This is a genomic window from Krasilnikovia sp. MM14-A1004, assembly GCF_047159485.1.
Lineage (GTDB): Bacteria > Actinomycetota > Actinomycetes > Mycobacteriales > Micromonosporaceae > Actinoplanes.
The window spans coordinates 1,557,493-1,575,737 of the sequence record NZ_AP038773.1 but is presented as its reverse complement, the minus strand read 5'-3'; the positions used below and the strand labels follow the sequence as shown (position 1 = coordinate 1,575,737).

Sequence of the window (18,245 nt, the reverse complement as noted above, 5' to 3'; positions counted from 1 at the left end):
TCAGGGCAGCCGGGGATGGAAGTCGCCGAGGACGTCCGGGCCCGCCTGGATCACCCCGTAACTCGACTCCGGAACCGGCTGCCAGGCACCGACCAGCTCGCCCAGCGGCTCCGACACGATGATCCGGGTCTCGTCGGAGATCTTCTGGAACTGCTCGTTCTCCGGGTACAGCTCCCGCAGCGCGGTCACCGCGGTGCTGAAGTACAGGGTGCGGCTCTTGCCCTCGCTGGAGTACCGGAACGCCCACACCCGGTCCCCGTCCGTGGTGGCCACGGTCATCTGGATCGGGTCGTGCACGCCGTGCGCCCGCCCGACCGACTCCACGAACCCGACCATCCGCTCGACCGCGGCGATCGGATCGTCGCGCAGCCCGAACGTCAGTGCGAGATGGAACATCACCTCGGAGTCGGTCGAGCCCACCATGGTCCGGTAGAGCTCCGGATCCACCGCGAACACCAGGTCCCGTTTGACGGTCTGGAAGTCGCGGATGGAGCCGTTGTGGATCCACAACCACGATCCGTACCGGAAGGGGTGGCAGTTGGTCGTCTGCACCGGTGTCCCGGTGCTGGCCCGGATGTGCGCGAGGAACAGCGGCGAGGACACCGATCCCGCCAGCTCCCGCAGGTTGACGTCGCCCCACGCGGGACCGATGCCCCGGAACAACGTCGGGGTGTTCGCGCCGTCGACGCCGTACCAGCCGACGCCGAACCCGTCGCCGTTGGTGGTCTCCACACCCATGCGCGCGTGCAGACTCTGGTCGATGAGCGAGTGCTGCGGTTTGTACAGCAGCTCCTCCAGCAGGATCGGAGTTCCCGAGTAGGCAAGCCACCGGCACATGGTCGTGCTCCTTCCGCATCGTGCTCCCTCGCCATCGTGGGCACGGTGGCGGATCCGGCACTCACCCTGCTGGGATGAGCACCGGTACGGCACTGCTCAGACCCCGCTGTGCACCGGAATCCGGCCCTCCCGGCCCGCCGCCGCGACCGCCTGGAAGTCCTGCTCGTTGAGGTCCGCGTAGCGTTCCGCGAACTCGACCAGCGCCTTATCGAATCCGGCGCCACCGGCGAGGTACCCGGCGATCGCGATCCGGTCGCCGGTACGGGCGTGCGCCCGGGCCAGCGTCCACCCGCACAGCGCCGCGTACGCCTGCATCCCCTCCGGATCCATGGCCTCGACCAGCGCCGAGCCCTTCCAGTCGCGCAGTTGCCGGACGTAGAAGTCGCGGACCTGACCGTCCACGCCCTTGATGGTCTGCCAGCCGAGGAAGATGTCGCTGACGGCCTGCATCATCCGTTGCCCGGTCACCACGCGCTGCCCCTCGCTGGGGTAGCCGGCGTCGTCGGGCACGTGCGCGGCCAGCACCGACGGGGGTGCCTCCTTCACCTGCAGCAGCAGGGGGTCGTCCGGGTCCCGGCCGCTGAGCAGCACCACCCAGCAGCGGGTGCCGACGCTGCCGACACCGACCACCTTGCGCGCGAGATCCACGAACCGGAACGCGCCGAGCAGGTGCCGCCGGTCCGGGGACAGTGTGTCGGCGTACCCGTCGAGCACCTGGCGGATCCACTGCTCGAACTCGGCCCGCTTGTCGTCGGGCAGCAGGTCGTCGATCGGCACGATCAGCGGCGGGTCGGCGACGATACGGCGCTGCCCGTCCACCAGCGTGGTCATCTTGCGGAACGCCTGCATGCTGTCGCGGGTCCGCGCCTTCGCCTGCGCCTGTTCGAGACGCTTGCGCTTGGCCTTGCTGAGATCGCGCACCAGTACGTTGATCTCGTCGAGGTCGGCCCGCGCGTACCAGACGTCCAGCTCGCGCTGCTCGGCGAACTCGCTCATCGCCTGCCGGTACCGGCTCACCGCGCCGGCCACCACGGCGGCGCGCTCCTTGCGGCGGAAGCCGTTGCCCCGCGCGGCGATGGCCAGGCTGGCCGCCAGGCGCTTGACGTCCCACTCCCACGGTCCCGGGTACGTCTCGTCGAAATCGTTGATGTCGAAGACCAGCCGCCGTTCCGGCGACGCGAACGCCCCGAAGTTGCTCAGGTGCGCGTCGCCGCACAGCTGGCAGTTCAGCCCCGTGCTGGGGGTGTGGGCCAGGTCGGCAGCCATGACGGCCGCGGCGCCCCGGAAAAAGGTGAACGGCGAGACCAGCATCCGGCCGTACCGGATGGGCACCAGCTCGGGGACCCGGGTGGCGCCCTGCGCGGTGAGCTGCTCCACCGGGTCCTTCCGGTCCTCGGCGGCGGGCAGCTCCGCGTGGGCCTCGAACGGTACGGCGCGGCGTGCGGCCCGGCCGGCCTTGAGCCGCGCCGCCGGGTCCCGGTGCCGGGGGGCGTCCGCCTGCTGACCGGTCATCGCGCACCTCCCGCGGGTGGTCGATCGGAAACTCCGATCCCTGTACGCGACAGAACACCCACGGGGGCCGCGGCACACCATCCGCCGGGGACGAGCACCACTCTCCGCAAGCGTGGGATTACCCGATCCGAACGATGTGGCTCCTCGATCAACCGGCGAAGATAGCATGGAGTCCGGTCATCTTCGACAGCGGAGGGAGGGCCCGTGCGCGCTGATCTCGCCGTTTCCATGCCGGTGACCGATCCAGCCACCGCGGAAGATCCACTGCTCCGATCAAAATTCGAGATCCCCGAACGCCCCCGGTTCATGGTGGCGCGGGAGCGCCTGCGCGACCTGTTGTCGAACCGGGCGGACGTCCCGGTCCGGCTCGTCGTCGGCCCGGCGGGTAGTGGCAAGACCCAGCTCGTCGCGTCCTGGGTGAACGGCGGCGCCGAGGGCACCGCGGTCGCCTGGGTGACGCTGGAGGACGACGACGACCAGACCTGCGGGTTCTGGACCTACATCGTGGAGGCGCTGCGCCGCGCCGGAGTGCCGATCTCTCCCGCCCTCACTCCGGTCACCTCCAGCTCGGGGGTGGACCGCTCCTTCCTGGTACGCCTGTCCGCCGAGCTGTCCGAGCAGCAGATACCCGTACTGCTCGTCCTCGACGGAGTCTCCGCGCTGACCGGCGAGCAGTGGGCCACCGACCTGGAGTTCGTGCTGCGGCACACCAGCCCGCTGCTGCGTCTCGTGCTGGTCGGCCGCTGGGACCCGCCCCTGCCGTTGCACCGGTACCGGCTCGACGGCCGGCTCGCCGAGGTACGCAGCGAGGATCTGGCGTTCACGGCGGAGGAGGCCGGCGAACTGCTCACCCTGCACGGCGTCGACCTCAGCCCGGCCGGGTTGTCGTCGCTGCTGGAACACACAGAGGGGTGGGCGGCCGGGTTGCGGCTGTTCGCCATCGCGCTGCAGGACCGGCGCGACGCGGACCGGCTGGTCGACACGATCACCGGTAACGAGGCCACCATCGCCGAGTACTTCGTGGACGAGGTGCTCCGCGTGCAACCCCCGCACGTACGGGCGTTCCTGCTGGAGACCAGCATTCTGGACACGTTCACGCCGGAGCTGGCCGAGGCGGTCACCGGGCGCACCGACGCCCTGCGGCTGCTCGTGGAGCTGGCCCGGCGCAACGCGTTCGTCCAGCCCGCGGCCGAATACTCGGCGGCGTACCGGTTCCACCGGCTGTTCGCGGAGCTGCTGCGCGCCCAGCTGATGTACGAGGCCCCGGAGCGCACCCCGCAGTTGCACCGCCGCGCCGCGGCCTGGTTCGCGGCCCAGGGACAGACCGCCGAGGCGGTCAGCCACGCGGTCCGGGCCGGGGACTGGGCGGGCGCCGGCACTGTGATCGTCGACCACCACGCGATCGGCCGGCTCGTGCTCGACGGCCGTACCGGGCGGCTCGGGACCCTGCTGCGGCACCTGCCGGAGGACTCCGAGGACGCCGAGGTGGCGATCGTGTCCGCCGCGCTGGCGCTGTCCGACGGATCCGCAGAACGCTGTGCCCACCAGCTGAGCCGGGCGCAGGAGCTGGTGATGCGCCGCGGCTGGGAGTACAGCCAGGCGCTGGCCCTGGCCGACCTGCTGCTCGGCGTGCTGCTGGCCGCCGCGAACGGCGACCACGCGCAGGTGTTGCAGCTCAGCGCCGCCGCGGAACACGCGCTGGCCCAGGCGCCCCGCGAGGACCTGGCCCGGCACCCCGAGCTGCGGGTGCTGCTGCTGGCCGCCAAGGGCTTCGCGCAGAGCGGGCGGGGTGCCATCGACGCCGCCGCGGTGACGCTGACCGAGGCGGTGGCCGGTGCGGTCGCCGGATGCGAGTACCCGCGGGTGGAGTGCCTGCAGCACCTGGCGCTGATCGAGGCGTACCGGGGGCGGCTCGGTCATGCGGAGAAGCTGGCGAACGAGGCCATCGATCTCGCCGACCGGTGCGGCCTGGAGCCCGCCCGGCGCCCCGCCGACGGGCACCTCGCGCTGGCCTGGGTGGCCATGGAGCGCTACGACGTGGACGCCGCCGGACGGCACCTGCGCATCGCCGACCCGAAGCGGCGCGCCCGCCACGGCGGCCTGACCGCGGGCGCCCACGCGCTGGTCAAGTCGCGCCGGTTGCAGGCGCGCGGGGAGCTGCGCGGTGCGGTGCTCCTGCTCGACGACGCCGCCGCGGCGCACGAGGGCACCCGGTCGCCGGAGTGGCTGGCCCGGGAGATCACCCTGTCCCGGGCCCGGCTGATGATCGCCACGGGTCACCCCGACCAGGCGCTGGCGACGGTGGGCGGGTTCGCCGAGCCGTACTCGCCGGACGTCGTCGTGGTGCAGGCCGCGGCGCTGACCGCAACGGGTGAGGCGCAACAGGCCCGCGAGGCGATCCAGCCGGTGGCCGGCACCGCCGGGCTCGCCCCGCCGGTCGCGGTGGAAGCCTGGCTCGTCGTGGCGACCCTGGCCGCGCAGGCCGGTGACGGCGACGGCGCGCGTACGGCGCTGCGGCACGCGCTGCGGCTGGCCGCACCCGAGTCCCAGCGCCGCGCCGTCCAGCTGGTCTGGTCCCAGCTGCGGCGGGTACTGCGCGACGACGACGGCCTGGCGGAGCAGTACCGGGCGTTGCTGGGCACCCAGCCCGGGGCGCAACGCACCGCCGAACCCGACCCGGACACCCTGGTCATCGTCGAACCGCTGAGCCGGCGCGAGATGGAGGTGCTGCAGGGCATGGCGGGCATGCTGCCCACCGAGGAGATCGCCGCCACCCTGTACGTCTCTGTCAACACCGTGAAGACCCACGTCCGCAGCATCCTGCGCAAGTTGTCCGCATCCCGGCGCAACGAAGCGGTCCGCCGCGCCCGCGCGCTGGGCCTCATCTGAACCTCCGCCCGCCCGTCACCCGCCGGGGATGACGTGCCCGACCTGCTCGTCACGCACGCTGAAGTCGAGCAGGTCGGAGGAGGAACGAGGATGTCCGAGCGCAACCTGCGGTCCTGGCAGATCGAGCTGCTGAAGTTGCAGCGTCACCTGGAGGACCAGAGCCTGCGCATGATCGTGCTGTTCGAGGGGCGCGACGCGGCGGGCAAGGGCGGCGCGATCCGGCGGGTCACCCGGTACATGAACGAGAAGCACTACCGGGTCGTCGCGCTGGGCCGCCCGACACAGGAACAGCGTTCGCAGTGGTATTTCCAGCGGTACGTGGCGCAGTTCCCGGCCGGCGGGGAGATCGTGCTGTTCGACCGCAGCTGGTACAACCGCGCGATGGTCGAGCGGGTCTTCGGCTTCTGCACGCCGAAGGAGTACTCGGACTTCCTGCGTGGGGTGACCGGCTTCGAGAAGGACCTCGTACGCCAGGGCACCGTCCTGGTGAAGCTGTACTTCAGCGTGACCCGCGAGGAGCAGGCCCGCCGCTTCGAACGGCGCCGCACCGACCCGCTGCGCCGGTGGAAGCTCAGCGAGATCGACCTGCAGGCCCAGGACCGCTGGGACGACTTCACCAACCGCAAGTACGAGATGCTGGTGCGCACCGACACGCGGACGGCCCCGTGGGTCATCGTGCGCGCCAACGACAAGCAACGGGCGCGGCTGAACACGATCAAGGTGCTGCTCAACGCGGTCGACTACAAGGAACGCGACCCGGACCTGGACTTCGCCCTCGATCCGGACATCGTCGTGCCGGGCAGCGAGGAGATCGCGTTGATGCGGGCCGAGCGCAGGCGCAGCGGCAGATTCACGGGATGACGGATTTCGCGTACGGCGACGGAGGGAAGGCCATGCCCGAGGCGACATATCAGGTCAGGGTGTCCGGGGTTATCCCGGCGGAACTGCTCAAGGAGTTGCAGGACCTGACCGTGAGCGTGGAGCCGCCGGAGACCGTGCTGCACGGGTCACTTCCCGACCAGTCCGCCGTCGTCGGGCTGATCTCCCGCATCCACGGCCTGGGGCTGCGCCTCATCGAGGTGCGCCGGCTGCCGCCCGAGGAGGGCGGCGACCCGCTCCGGGATCTGACCCGCTGACCCGCGCCGGAACCGACGATGGCGACGGCACCCGAGCGGGCCGCGGCCCGGCTGCCGCTGCGGACCCCGCGCCGCGGATACGGGTTCGTGCTGCTGCTGATCGTGGTCACGTACGTGCTGGCCCTGCAGGCCGACCGGCCGTGGATCGTGGCGGTGGTGCTGTTCGTGCAGACCGGGACGGTGTGGCAGGCGCTGCGGGTGTCGCGGGCACGGCCGGGCCTGCGGATCGCCGCCACGGTGGTGTTCGTCCTAGCCATCGTCCTGGCCGTGGCCGGGCTGTTCGCCGACGTCGAGACGCTGTACGGCCTGACGTTCCTGGCCTCCAGCGTCCTCTATCTGGTCGCGCCGATCTCGATCGTGCTCGACATCGGCTTCCGCCGCGGCGTCGACCAGCAGACCATGTTCGGCGCGCTGGCCGCGTACCTGTTGATCGGCATGGCGTTCGGCTTCGCGTACGCATGCCTGGGCGCGCTGCAGCCCGGCCCGCTGTTCGGTGAGAACGGCGACCCGACCATGTCGCAGGCCCTGTTCTTCAGTTTCGTCACGATGACCACCACGGGGTACGGCAACCAGGTGCCCGCGGGCAATCCGGCGCAGAGCATCGCGGTGCTGGAGGCGCTGATCGGCCAGCTGTTCCTGGTGACCGCGCTGGCGAAGGTGGTAGAGAACTGGCGCCCGCGTGGCTGGCACCGCAACGATCAGCCCGGTGACGACGCGGATCAGGCGGCGGCGGATCCCGGCTCTCCCGGCCGAGCCGCCGAACGCTGACCGAGCAGTTCCAGCCACCGCACCAGTTGCCGGTGCACCGCGTCGGCGCCGATCAGCTCGTGCTCCACGGGCCAGTCCGCGGGGTGGATCAGGACCGGCTGGTTCTGCCAGCCGCCGAGGCCGCCGTGGCAGCCGATCAGTTCCTCGAACGCCGCGACCTCCAGCGTCTCCGGGTCGACGACACTGTTGATCAGCAGGTCGCCGACGTTCCCCAGGGTGTCGTGGCGGCGCAGGTCGTCGGCGGCCCGCGGACCGCACCCGGCCAGCGGATCGTCGCCCTCCACCCGGTCGTCGGCCAGGATCCGCTTCCCCGCGCGGCCCAGCACCACGGGACCCCGCTCGCGCGAGCGGACCATCACCCAGCCGATGCCCGGATGCGCGATCAGCCCGGCCAGCAGCGCAGGATGCAGTTCTTCGATCTCCTCCAGCGTCATCCGGCCGGGATGCCGGGCCAGATAGACCATGGCCAGGTTGCCGGAGGCGGCGACCACCAGCTCCGGGCGTCCGTCCGCGGCCGGGGTCTCCGCGCCGTCCGTACCGTCCAGCTTGGGCAGCAGACCGGCCCGCAGCGTACGGGCCCGCCCGGCCTGCTCGTCCTCGGGCGCCACCACGACGCTGGGCGCCGCGCTGAGTTCCCGGACGAGATCCTCCAGCGCGACGCCGTAGCGCTGCAGGAACGTCGCGCCCTGACTCTGCCCGTGGTCGGAGAGCACCACCAGGTGGTACGGGCGCGGCGCGGCCGGGGCCAGCTCCTCCAGTGTGGCCAGCACGCTGTCGATGCCCTCCAGCGAGGCCAGCGCCTCCGGCCGGGCGGGTCCGGCGTGGTGCGCGATCTCGTCGTAGTCGACGAAGTCGCAGTAGATCGACGGCGCCCCGCGCATCATATGCTCCGCGATCAGCGACAGGTTCAGGTGCCGCAGCAGCACATTGGTCAGCCCGCGCAGCAGCACGTACGAGGCGGTGCGCGGGATGCGCGGCTCCACCCGCCGCAGCCGCTGCCGGCGCGCCTGGTACAGCTCCTTGACGATCTCCCCCATGGTGAGGAACAGCGACCGGGTGAGACCGAACGGATCGACCAGGTACGCGCCGAGGAAGCGCCCCGCACGGCCGGACGCCCGCGGGGCGCGCACCGTACTCATGGTGAGCAGGCTGATCGGGGCGTCGCCGGAGAAGACGTTGCTGACGCTGACCCCGCCGTCGGCCAGCAGGCCGCGCCCGTCGGTGAGGCGGGACTCGACCAGCGCACTGTCGCGTGGATGGTTGGTCACCACGAGGCGGCCGGATTCCTTCTCGTACCACCGGAACGCGGGCACCTGCGCGCTGGCGCCGTGCAGCAGCCCGGCCTGGCTGGCCGGGGTGGTGGCGGGCAGTTCGGCGTGCCATTCGGCGAGGGTGTGGCTGCCGGTGCGCAACCACCGGTTCAGGGTCGGCAGGGCGCCCGTGGACATCGCCATCCGGGTCAACGGTGCGGACAGCCCGTCGATCTGGATCATCACGACGCCGGGCACGTCGCTGGGGGTGGCGTCCCGGCGGTGGCGGCGGTTCACCCGCAGCAGATGGCGGGTCACCATGCCCGGCTGGCCGGCGGTCACCACCCACAGGCCGCCGCTGACCAGCGCGGCGTACATCCACGACGCCCAGAAGGCGGGCCAGAACCCGGCGACGTGCAGGCCCGGGGTGACCGACAGGGCCAGGTAGAAGAGCACCGCCTGGGTCAGCAGCCAGCCCAGGAACAGGGCCACCCAGCCGATACGGGTGAGCAGTGCCGCGGCGACCGGCCGCAGCGCGGCACCCAGCGCCGCGAGGACGATCGCGGCCAGCAGGACCGCCCAGGCGGAGCCGGCCGAGATTCCCGGCAGCAGTCCGATGGTCACCCCCAGTGCCGCCCAGCCCAGCAGTACGACAGCGACCAGGGTGGACAGGCGCATCGGCGGTGTCACGGGGTGCTCCGCTCGGTCGACGGGTCCGCGGGCGCGGTCGCCAGGCGGGCGGCGGGTGCGATGATCTGCGGTCCCGGCGCCTCGGGGGCCGGTTCCCGGCTGCCGTACCGGGCGGCCAGCGGGCCCGCGGTGGCGCCGTGCGCCAGCACGCTCAGCAGGACCGTCGCGACGACGACCGCGACCGCCGGGGCGGCGTCCTCGCCGAGTTCCTCGACCGCCAGCAGGGCGAAGACCACCGAGGCCAGCCCGCGCGGGCCGAACCACCCGATGAACGCGACAGTACGGGGTCCGAACTGCGTGCCGAGCAGGCTCAGCGCCACCGGGCCCATCCGGATCACGGTGAGGCTGAGCACCGCGTACAGCACGATCCGCCAGTCGGCGTGATCGGCCAGCAGCGGCACCCCGATCGCCCCGAACAGCATCCACACCAGCAGCGAGACCAGGCCCGCGGTCTGCTCCACGTAGAAGACCTCCCGCGGCCCGCCACGCCCGGCGACCCGCCCGAACGCCAGCCCGGCGACGAACGCGGCGACGAAGCCGTTGCCGTGCGCGGCCACCGAACCCGCGTACGCCAGCAGCGCCAGCGCCAGCACGGCCGGGCCTGCCATGTTCTCCCCCGTCCAGCCACGCCGGGCGGTCCGGCGCAGCAGCCAGCCGCCGCCACCGCCCACCCCGGCGCCGATGAGCGCCCCGCCCGCGAGCTGCAGCGCCGCGGACAGCGCCGAGAACGGCCCGGCGCCGTGTTCGGTGGCGGCGGCGCCCGCCAGCGCCACCACGACGATCGGGGTGACGATCCCGTCGTTCAGGCCGCTCTCCACGTTGAGGATCCGCCGGATGCGGGCCGGGACCGCGGGGTGGCTGATGACGACCGCGCCGAGGGCCGCGTCGGTGGGTGCCAGCGCGGCACCGACGAACAGCGCCACCCAGAATCCGGGGGCGCCGAGCAGCCACCAGGCGCACAGGGCGCCGGCCGCCACGGTCAGCGGCAGCGCCACACCCAGCAGCCGCCCGTAGACCCCGGCGTCGCCGCGCAGCTCGCGCAGCCCGACCCGGGCGGCGTCGGAGAACAGCACCCAGGTCAGCGTCGCCTCGGTGAGCGCCGTGACGACCTCGGTCTCCGCCTGGCCGCCCAGGGAGACCAGGTTCGCGAGCACCACGCCGACGCCCACGAAGGCCATGGGGGCGGTCAGGTTGGCCCGTTCCAGCCGCGCCGAGAACGCACCCCAGGCGAACAGGACGGCCATGGTCAACGCGAGGGCGCCCGTGGTCACACCTCATGGCACCGGGTGGCGGCCGCGGACGGATCGTCCTGCGCGAATGAGCACACAATCCGCCTGCCGTCGCCTCCGTGACGAGCGGGGACACCGGGGCAGGCGGGTGATGTTCTCACTCGCGGCGGATGGCGCGCGGGATGCGTACGGGTGGCCAGCATGGGAACCGGTCCCCCGGCGTCAGACCAGACGTCCGGCCCGTGCGCCGGGACGCGGAGAAGCAACCGAGGAAAGGTGACACCATGTCGGAGACTCAGCAGAGACCGACCTATACCGCCAACGCGCCGTACGCGGGGGCGGGTCGCGAACCCACGGCGTGGGTGGGTTTCGTCCTGTTCGCCGGCATCATGATGCTGATGCTGGGCGGCTTCCAGGTCATGGAGGGCCTGGTCGCCATCTTCCGGGACGAGTACTACCTGGTGACCCGCAACGGCCTGGTCTTGACCATGGACTACACGGCCTGGGGCTGGACCCACCTGGTCATCGGCCTGGTCGCCATCGCGGCCGGTCTCGGTGTGCTCATGGGCCAGATGTGGGCCCGCGTGACGGGCATCGTGATCGCCGTGGTCAGCGCCCTGGCGAATCTCGCGTTCCTGCCCGCGTACCCGGTGTGGAGCTCCATCGTCATCGCGGTGGACGTGCTCGTGATCTACGCCCTGGCGGTGCATGGCCGCGAACTGAAGAACAGCTGACCGCACCCCGGCCCGGCCGGGCTCGATGAGGGGGTGCACCGGTGACCCGGAGGCCAGGGCGCTACCGTCCCGCCGTCGTACGGCTGCGGGGACGCGTCAACGGGATCGTCCCCGGACAGCTGTCCGGGGACGCGAACGGTGGCGAGTACGCCCTGCCTCGCGGGGTCATCGTGCTGCTCGGGCTGGCCGGCACGGTGGTCACCGTGGCCGGCATGCAGCAGGTGGCGGGCCTCGTCGCCCCCGTGTTCCTGGCCCTGATGCTGACCGTCACCGCCAGCCCGCTCAGCACGTGGCTGCGCCGGCACGGTGCGCCCGCCTGGTCCGCCGGGCTGGCGCTGGTCGCGACGGTGTACCTGGTCCTGCTCGGCCTGGGCGGCGCCCTGGTGCTGTCGGTGGCCCGGCTGGTCGACCTGCTGCCGCACTACCAGGACAAGTTCGACCAGCTCCGGGCGGACACCGCGCAGAGCCTCAGTGATCTGGGCGTCGACACCCAGCACGTGCAGGACGTCGCCGGGCTGATCCAGCCCAGCAGCATCACGGACGTGGTGCAGGCCGTCCTGGGCGGCGTCGTGAGTGTGCTGTCCGACGGGATCTTCCTGCTGGCCGTGCTGTTGTTCCTCTGCCTGGACGCGGTGCACTTCCCGGCGCGGCTCGGCACGGCCGCGCGCGAGCGCCCCGAGGTGGTCGGGGCGCTGCGCTCGTTCGCTCAGGGGACCCGGCGCTACCTGCTGGTGTCGACCGTCTTCGGACTGATCGTCGCGGTCATCGACACGGGCGTGCTGTGGGCGCTGGGCATCCCGCTACCGGTGCTGTGGGGGCTGCTGTCGTTCATCACGAACTACATCCCGAACGTCGGCTTCGTCATCGGCCTGATACCGCCCGCCCTGCTGGGTCTGCTGGAGGGCGGCCCCCGGCTGATGACCATGGTCATCGTCCTGTACTGCCTGGTGAACTTCGTGATCCAGTCGGTGATCCAGCCAAAGATCGTGGGTGACGCCGTCGGGTTGTCCGCCACGATGTCCTTCCTGTCGCTGATCTTCTGGACCTGGGTGCTCGGGCCGCTCGGCGCGCTGCTGGCGATTCCGCTGAGCCTGCTGGCCAAGGGCCTGCTGGTGGACATCGATCCGGGGACACGGTGGATGAACACCCTGATCTCCAGTGACGGATCGGCCGAGGTGACCGCCGGGAGCAACGGCCGCAAGCGGCTCCGGCGCACCACCGTGGCACGCCCCGGATGACCGCCGTGCCGCGCGTACCGAACCTCCCCGGACCGCCGCCCGCACCCGGTCCGGACACTGACTGGGAGGCCCGGGTCGCGCGGGTGCTGCAGGGCCTGCCCCGGCGGCTGCAGCGACCCCTGGCCTGGCTCGCCCGCCAGTGGGTCAGCCGGATGCTGGCACGGACCACGGCCGGGCTGGTCCGGGTGCAGATCTTCGACCGGTCGATGACCCTGGCCGCTCAGGCGTTCACGTCGATCATCCCGGTGCTGATCCTGCTGGGTGCCCTGGTCGGGCCCGGCGAGAGCAACAAGATGGTGGAGCGGGCGGGTCTGCCCGAGGTCGCCCGCAGCCTGTTCGTCACCGCGATACGCGACGGCGGTCTCGGCGCGTTCGGCGTGGTGGGCAGCCTCCTCGTGCTGGTCAGCTCGACGGGTCTGGCCCGGGCGATGGCCCGCGCGTACGCCGCGGTGTGGGAGGTGCGGCAGGCGCCGTCCGGCCCCCGCGCGTCGTGGCGGTGGTTCGCGACTGTGCTGACCCTGGCCGCCTACATGGTGGGTACGCGGCTGCTGGGCTGGCTCACCCACGACCTGCCGCTGCCCGACCTGTCCCTGGTGTTCCTGCTGTTCGCGGCGGACTGCGCGGCGGCCGTCGTGATGCCCTGGCTGGTGCTCGGCAACGCGGTACCGCCGCGCCTGCTGGCCGCCGGCGGCGTGGTCTTCGGGCTGGCGATGCTGTTCCTGCGCCCGGCCGGCCGGGTGTTCCTGCCCATCGCCCTGCACAGCAGCGCCGACCGCTACGGCACCATCGGCGTCGCCTTCACCTACATCGGCTGGCTCTACGTGGTGTCCTTCTGCCTGCTCCTGACGGCGATCCTCGGTCAAGTGGTGGCGCAGGACGAGGGCGCGCTCGGGCGCCTGGTCCGGGGCGAACGCCCGCCCGCGACCGACGGGCGTTGAGCGGGCTTTCATGCGGCGGGGGTGATGACCGGGCCGCGTACGCGGAGCAGCATCGCCGCCAGGGCAGCTGCCCCGCACCGGCCGCCGGCCCCCGGACGGCCACCGAACCAAGGGGAGACGACGATGACCACCCATCAAGACTCTGCCGTGCTGGGCTACCCGGCCATTCCGGAGAGCCGGGACTGGCTGCGCCTGACCATCGGGGTGTTCGCCCTTCTGATCGGCGTGGCGGCCTTCGCCTGGCCCGACGCCACGGTCCGGGTGATCGGCCTGCTGTTCGGCCTCAACCTGCTGCTGACCGGGTCCATCCACGCCGTCATGCTGCTGTTCGTGCCGGGTTACCCGGTGCTGTTCCGGGTCCTGGGCATCACGTTCGGCGTGCTGACCGCGCTCGTCGGCATCCTGTGCCTGCGCAACATCACCGCCTCGCTGGCCCTGCTGCTGGTGATCGTCGCGATCGGGTGGCTGCTGGACGGCCTGGTCCAGATCTTCATGGCCATCGGGCGTTCCGCCGAGGGCGGCCGGGGCTGGCGGATCACCTCGGGGCTGATCATGGTGCTGGGCGCGATCGCCGTCCTGGTCTGGCCGAAGATCGGCCTGGCCACATTCGTCTTCGTCGGCGCCACCATCCTGGTCTTCGTCGGCATCGCCCAGGTGATCACCGCGATCTCCGGGATGCGCGCGGCCCGGACGGCATAGCCGGAGCTTCTGCCGGTCAGGGGCAAAACCATCCCGCACGGGTGAGGGGGGCGCGGCCCGGACCCGCGAGCGTGGGCGGAAGACCGGGTGGGAACCGCCTGCCCGCATTCCAGGGGGCGTGCGATGAGCGACGGAACGAGCACCATCGAGCAGACACGGTCCGGCGCCGCCGCCCCTCCCCCGCCGTGGTACGCCCGCCCGGCGGACGCCGTGGTCGCCGCGTTCGACAGCAACGCCGAGCGCGGCCTGACCCGTTCCGACGCGGCACAGCGGCTGGTCCGGTACGGCCCGAACCGGATCGCCCGCGAGAAACCGCCGTCGGCGTGGCGGGTGGCGCTGCAACAGTTCCGCGACCCGATGAACCTCATGCTGGTGGCGGTGGTCGTGGTCAGCGTGGCGATCGGCGAGGTATCCACCTCGATCATCGTGGCGCTGCTCATCGCGCTCAACGTCGTCCTCGGCTCCCGGCAGGAGCTCAAGGCCCGCGCCAGTGTGGACGCCCTGGCGAAGATGCAGGTGCCGGAGGCGCGGGTGGTCCGCGAGGGTGAGTTGCTCGCCCGGCCCGCCGCGGAGCTGGTGCCGGGCGACATCGTGCGCCTGGAAGCCGGTGACCTCGTCCCCGCCGACGGGCGCATCCTGCGCTCGGCCACCCTGGAGGTGCAGGAGGCCGCGCTGACCGGGGAGAGCGCCCCGGTCGCGAAGGACCCCGGTGCGCTGCCCGCCGGGGACGTCGCCATCGGCGACCGATCCGACATGCTGTACCAGAACACCTCGGTCACCCGCGGCACGGCCACCATGGTGGTCACCGCGACCGGGATGCTCACCGAGATGGGGCAGATCGCGACGATGCTGACCCAGGTCAAGCGGACGCGTTCGCCGTTGCAGCGGGAGCTGGACTCGCTGACCAAGGTGCTGGGGATCATCGCCTGGACCGCGGTCGCGTTCATCGTCGTGGTCGGCCTGCTGCGCGGCATGGCCTTCGACGACGTGCTGCTGCTGGGCACCGCGATGGCCATCTCGGCGATCCCCACCGGCCTGCCCGCGTTCGTCTCCGGCTTGCTGGCGTACGGGGCGCGGAGCCTCGCCGACGCGAAGGCCGTGGTCAAGAACCTCACCGACGTGGAGACGCTCGGCGCGACCAGCGCCATCAACTCCGACAAGACCGGCACCCTGACGATGAACGAGATGATGGTGTCGAAGCTGTTCATCGACGGCGCCTGGTTCACCGTCGAGGGCGAGGGCTACCGCAAGGTCGGCGCGCTGCGCTCGGCCGCGGGCGCCGCGGTGCCCGACTTCACCCGCCTCGCGCTGGGTCTGGTGCTGGCCAGCGACGCGACGGTCAGCGACGACGGCGCCGTGATCGGCGACCCGACCGAGGCCGCGCTGGTGGTGCTGGCCGCGAAGCTCGGGGTGGACGCCGAGGAGACCCGGCGCGCCTACCCGCGCCTGGCGGAGGTGCCGTTCGACTCCGAGTACAAGTTCATGGCCACGTTCCACCGGGACACCACGGCGGGCGGCGGCAACCGCGTGATCGAGCTGGTCAAGGGCGCCCCGGACGTGGTCCTGGCCCGCTGCGCGACCGCGGGCCGGCCGCTGAGCGACGATCAGGTGCCGATCGAGCAGGTCCGGGCGGACATCGACGCCGCGAACCGGCGGATGGGCGAGAAGGGCCTGCGGGTGCTGGCGTTCGCGGCCCGGATCGTGGAGCCGGGCGAGAGCCGGGCAATGGCCGAGGCACCCATGTCCCTGACCCGCGACCTGGCCTTCGTGGGCATGGTCGGGATCATCGACCCGCTGCGGGCGGAGGCCACCGAGGCGGTGCACACCGCGCTGCGCGCCGGCATCGACGTACGGATGATCACCGGCGACCATGCGGTGACCGCGCAGGCCATCGGCGCGAACCTCGGGCTGGGCCCGGGTGCGATCAGCGGCAGGGAGTTGCGGGCACTGTCCGACGAGGACGTGGCTCGCCGCCTGCCCGAGCTGCACGTGTTCGGCCGGGTGTCGCCGGAGGACAAGCTGCGCCTGGCCCGGATCATGCAGGAGCAGGGCATGATCGTGGCGATGACCGGTGACGCGGTCAACGACGCCGCGGCGCTCAAGCAGGCCGACATCGGGGTCGCGATGGGCAGCGGCAGCGAGGTGACCAAGCAGGCCGCCCGGATGATCCTCACGGATGACAACTTCGGCACGCTGGTGCGCGCGATCGAGATCGGCCGCCGGGTGTACGAGAAGATCGTCGCGTACATCAGGTACCAGATGACCCAGCTGCTGTCGCTGGTGATGCTGTTCGTGGCGGCCACCGCGTTCGACATCAACCAGGGCGTCGCCATGACCCCGTCGATGATCCTGTACCTGTTCTTCTTCGCCACCGCGATCGGTGTCATCGTCATCGCCGCCGACCCGGGCGATCCCGAGGTGATGCGACGGCCACCCCGCGACCCCAACCTGCCGATCATCAACCGGACGGCCGTCTCGTTCTGGCTGCTGTACGCCGCGGTGCTGTTCGCGGCCGCGCTCGTACCCCTGATCGCGGGCCCCGACGACCCGCGCACCGACGCGCCGAGCGCCTCGCTGACCATGACCTTCGTGGTGATGGGTCTGGGCACGGTGGGCAACGCGCTGGTCAACCGCCGCGACCCGGCCAGCGGTCTGCTGCCGCCGATCCTCAAGGCCCTCGGCGTCGGCCTGATCACCGTGGTCCTGGTCGTGCTGGCCACCACGGCCGACTTCCTGCGCAGCAGCCTGATGACCCAGCGGCTCACCGGCCCGCAGTGGCTGGCCTGCATCGGCCTCGCGCTGGTCCTGCCGGTGGTCGCGGAGACCGGCAAGTGGATCCGCCGCAACCGGGCGCCTCAGCCCGCGATCGACCCGGTGCGGGCCGTCACGCCGCTGCGGGCACGGACCGGCAGGAAGCCGGCCGACAGGGCTTCGGCCTGACTCAGGGGAGGACGCCATGGCGAAGCACAAGCACGACAAGGAACTGGACGGCAATCTGTTGCTGGCCGACCGCGACGGCGCCCCACCCCGCCCCGACGAGCCGGACGCCAAGCGGCCCCGGATGAAGGAGAAGGAGTACCAGCGCCAGCTGCGCCGCCTGCACGGCGAACTGGTCGCCCTGCAGGAGTGGGTGAAGGACACCGGCGCGAAGGTGTGTGTGATCTTCGAGGGCCGCGACACCGCCGGCAAGGGCGGCACGATCAAGGCGATCACGGAACGGGTGAGCCCGCGGGTCTTCCGGGTCGTCGCGCTGCCCGCGCCCACCGAGCGGGAACGCTCGCAGATGTTCCTGCAGCGCTACGTGCCGCACCTGCCGGGCGCGGGCGACGTGGTCATCTTCGACCGCAGCTGGTACAACCGCGCCGGGGTGGAACGGGTCATGGGCTTCTGCACCGAACGGCAGGCCCAGCAGTTCCTGCAGGCCACCCCCGAGGTGGAACGGGCCATCGTCGACTCGGGCGTCATCCTGCTCAAGTACTGGCTGGAGGTCAGCCCACACGAGCAGACCCGGCGCCTGGAGAGCCGGATCAACGACGCGCGCAAGGTGTGGAAGCTGTCCGACCTGGACCTGATGTCCTACAGCCGGTGGTACGACTACTCGCGGGCCCGCGACGAGATGTTCGAGGCCACGGACACCACGTGGGCGCCGTGGTTCGTGGCGTACACCGACGACAAGAAGCGCGGGCGGCTGAACATCATCTCGCACCTGCTGGCGAACGTGCCGTACCGGCCGCTGCCGCATCACGAGGTGATCCTCCCGAAGCGGCAGAAGCCGGACGGCTACACGGAACCGGACCTGCTGGTCCGGCACATCCCTACGCCGTACTGACGCTCACGCGCCGCCGAACACCTGCAGCAGGATCTCGCGTTCGCCGTCGGTGAGGTTCGTGGCGATCAGCGTGCTGTGCCAGCCACGCATGCGCTCACCGAGGCGGTCGAGGTCGCCCTGCTCGGTCACCAGGAACAGGGCCGAGGTCCCCTCTGTCACCTCGTTGCGGATCTTCTCCAACTGTTCCTTGGTGATCCCGGCGTCCTGGGTGGCCTTAGCGAGCGCGCCCAGCGCGGCGCCCGCCAGGCCACCCATCACCGGGATGAAGAACAGCGTTCCGATCAGCAGCCCCAGCACCGCGCCCCAGCCGGCGCCCTTCCAGGTCTCCTCGTGGCCGTGCTTGGTGTCCGGCTGCGCCTGCCCGGCGGGCCACCGGATGACCGCGTGGTCATCGATCTTGACCAGCCCATCCGCCTCGGCGTCGCGCAGCAACCGGACCGCCCGGTCGGCGCCGTCCGGATCGTCGAACTTCCACACAGTGAAGGCCGTCATCGTC

Annotated in this window: 15 protein-coding genes; 10 read left to right on the top strand and 5 right to left on the bottom strand. The window is 71.7% G+C overall.

Translation table 11 applies throughout. The features are described from left to right. Both ACMCNN_RS07290 and ACMCNN_RS07285 read right to left on the bottom strand, forming a co-directional pair. A complete protein-coding gene (locus ACMCNN_RS07290) occupies nt 1-837 on the bottom strand; it encodes a class II glutamine amidotransferase (RefSeq protein ID WP_412745403.1) in 837 nt (278 codons plus the stop codon). A gap of 96 nt (nt 838-933) precedes the next feature. After that, the gene (locus tag ACMCNN_RS07285) at nt 934-2,349 is read right to left on the bottom strand and encodes a DUF2252 domain-containing protein (RefSeq protein WP_412745402.1); all 1,416 of its coding nucleotides are present in this window, start codon (nt 2,347-2,349) and stop codon (nt 934-936) included. A gap of 204 nt (nt 2,350-2,553) precedes the next feature. On the opposite strand from ACMCNN_RS07285, the gene ACMCNN_RS07280 reads away from it, so the two are divergent. The 4 genes from ACMCNN_RS07280 (at nt 2,554) to ACMCNN_RS07265 (ending at nt 7,142) form a co-directional block, all read left to right on the top strand. Continuing rightward, complete coding sequence (locus tag ACMCNN_RS07280; protein ID WP_412745401.1) at nt 2,554-5,238, top strand: LuxR C-terminal-related transcriptional regulator; 2,685 nt, start codon at nt 2,554-2,556, stop codon at nt 5,236-5,238. 90 nt (nt 5,239-5,328) lie between these two features. Then, on the top strand, nt 5,329-6,099 hold the full coding sequence (ppk2, locus tag ACMCNN_RS07275; RefSeq protein WP_412745400.1) for a polyphosphate kinase 2: 771 nt from the start codon (nt 5,329-5,331) through the stop codon (nt 6,097-6,099). Next, complete coding sequence (locus tag ACMCNN_RS07270) at nt 6,096-6,374, top strand: hypothetical protein (RefSeq protein ID WP_412745399.1); 279 nt, start codon at nt 6,096-6,098, stop codon at nt 6,372-6,374. Before ppk2 (ACMCNN_RS07275) ends, ACMCNN_RS07270 begins: the two co-directional genes overlap by 4 nt. Before the next feature lie 18 nt (nt 6,375-6,392). Continuing rightward, complete coding sequence (locus ACMCNN_RS07265; RefSeq protein ID WP_412745398.1) at nt 6,393-7,142, top strand: potassium channel family protein; 750 nt, start codon at nt 6,393-6,395, stop codon at nt 7,140-7,142. Here ACMCNN_RS07265 and ACMCNN_RS07260 read toward each other — a convergent pair. Further along, nucleotides 7,094-9,082, bottom strand: a complete 1,989-nt coding sequence (locus tag ACMCNN_RS07260; RefSeq protein ID WP_412745397.1) for a phage holin family protein — start codon at nt 9,080-9,082, stop codon at nt 7,094-7,096. The genes ACMCNN_RS07265 and ACMCNN_RS07260 overlap by 49 nt on opposite strands. Continuing rightward, nucleotides 9,079-10,353: a cation:proton antiporter gene (locus tag ACMCNN_RS07255; RefSeq protein WP_412745396.1), complete on the bottom strand. Its 1,275-nt coding sequence runs from the start codon at nt 10,351-10,353 to the stop codon at nt 9,079-9,081. Before ACMCNN_RS07255 ends, ACMCNN_RS07260 begins: the two co-directional genes overlap by 4 nt. Nucleotides 10,354-10,595: 242 nt before the next feature. On the opposite strand from ACMCNN_RS07255, the gene ACMCNN_RS07250 reads away from it, so the two are divergent. The 6 genes from ACMCNN_RS07250 to ppk2 (ACMCNN_RS07225) all read left to right on the top strand — a co-directional run bounded on the left by ACMCNN_RS07250 (nt 10,596) and on the right by ppk2 (ACMCNN_RS07225) (nt 17,749). Beyond that, nucleotides 10,596-11,045, top strand: coding sequence for a hypothetical protein (locus tag ACMCNN_RS07250; RefSeq protein ID WP_412745395.1), 450 nt, complete (start codon nt 10,596-10,598; stop codon nt 11,043-11,045). A 41-nt stretch (nt 11,046-11,086) separates the two neighbouring features. Then, nucleotides 11,087-12,283 carry an AI-2E family transporter gene (locus tag ACMCNN_RS07245; RefSeq protein ID WP_412745394.1) on the top strand — a complete coding sequence of 399 codons (1,197 nt, stop codon included), beginning with the start codon at nt 11,087-11,089 and terminating at the stop codon, nt 12,281-12,283. Next, the gene (locus ACMCNN_RS07240) at nt 12,280-13,221 is read left to right on the top strand and encodes a YhjD/YihY/BrkB family envelope integrity protein (protein WP_412745393.1); all 942 of its coding nucleotides are present in this window, start codon (nt 12,280-12,282) and stop codon (nt 13,219-13,221) included. Before ACMCNN_RS07245 ends, ACMCNN_RS07240 begins: the two co-directional genes overlap by 4 nt. A gap of 123 nt (nt 13,222-13,344) precedes the next feature. Further along, nucleotides 13,345-13,920: an HdeD family acid-resistance protein gene (locus ACMCNN_RS07235; protein WP_412745392.1), complete on the top strand. Its 576-nt coding sequence runs from the start codon at nt 13,345-13,347 to the stop codon at nt 13,918-13,920. A 123-nt stretch (nt 13,921-14,043) separates the two neighbouring features. Further along, a complete protein-coding gene (locus ACMCNN_RS07230) occupies nt 14,044-16,860 on the top strand; it encodes a cation-translocating P-type ATPase (protein ID WP_412745391.1) in 2,817 nt (938 codons plus the stop codon). A 16-nt stretch (nt 16,861-16,876) separates the two neighbouring features. Continuing rightward, nucleotides 16,877-17,749, top strand: a complete 873-nt coding sequence (ppk2, locus tag ACMCNN_RS07225) for a polyphosphate kinase 2 (protein WP_412745390.1) — start codon at nt 16,877-16,879, stop codon at nt 17,747-17,749. 3 nt (nt 17,750-17,752) lie between these two features. On the opposite strand, the gene ACMCNN_RS07220 is transcribed toward ppk2 (ACMCNN_RS07225), so the two are convergent. Further along, nucleotides 17,753-18,241, bottom strand: coding sequence for a DUF1269 domain-containing protein (locus ACMCNN_RS07220; protein WP_412745389.1), 489 nt, complete (start codon nt 18,239-18,241; stop codon nt 17,753-17,755). Between the last annotated feature and the right edge of the window lie 4 nt (nt 18,242-18,245).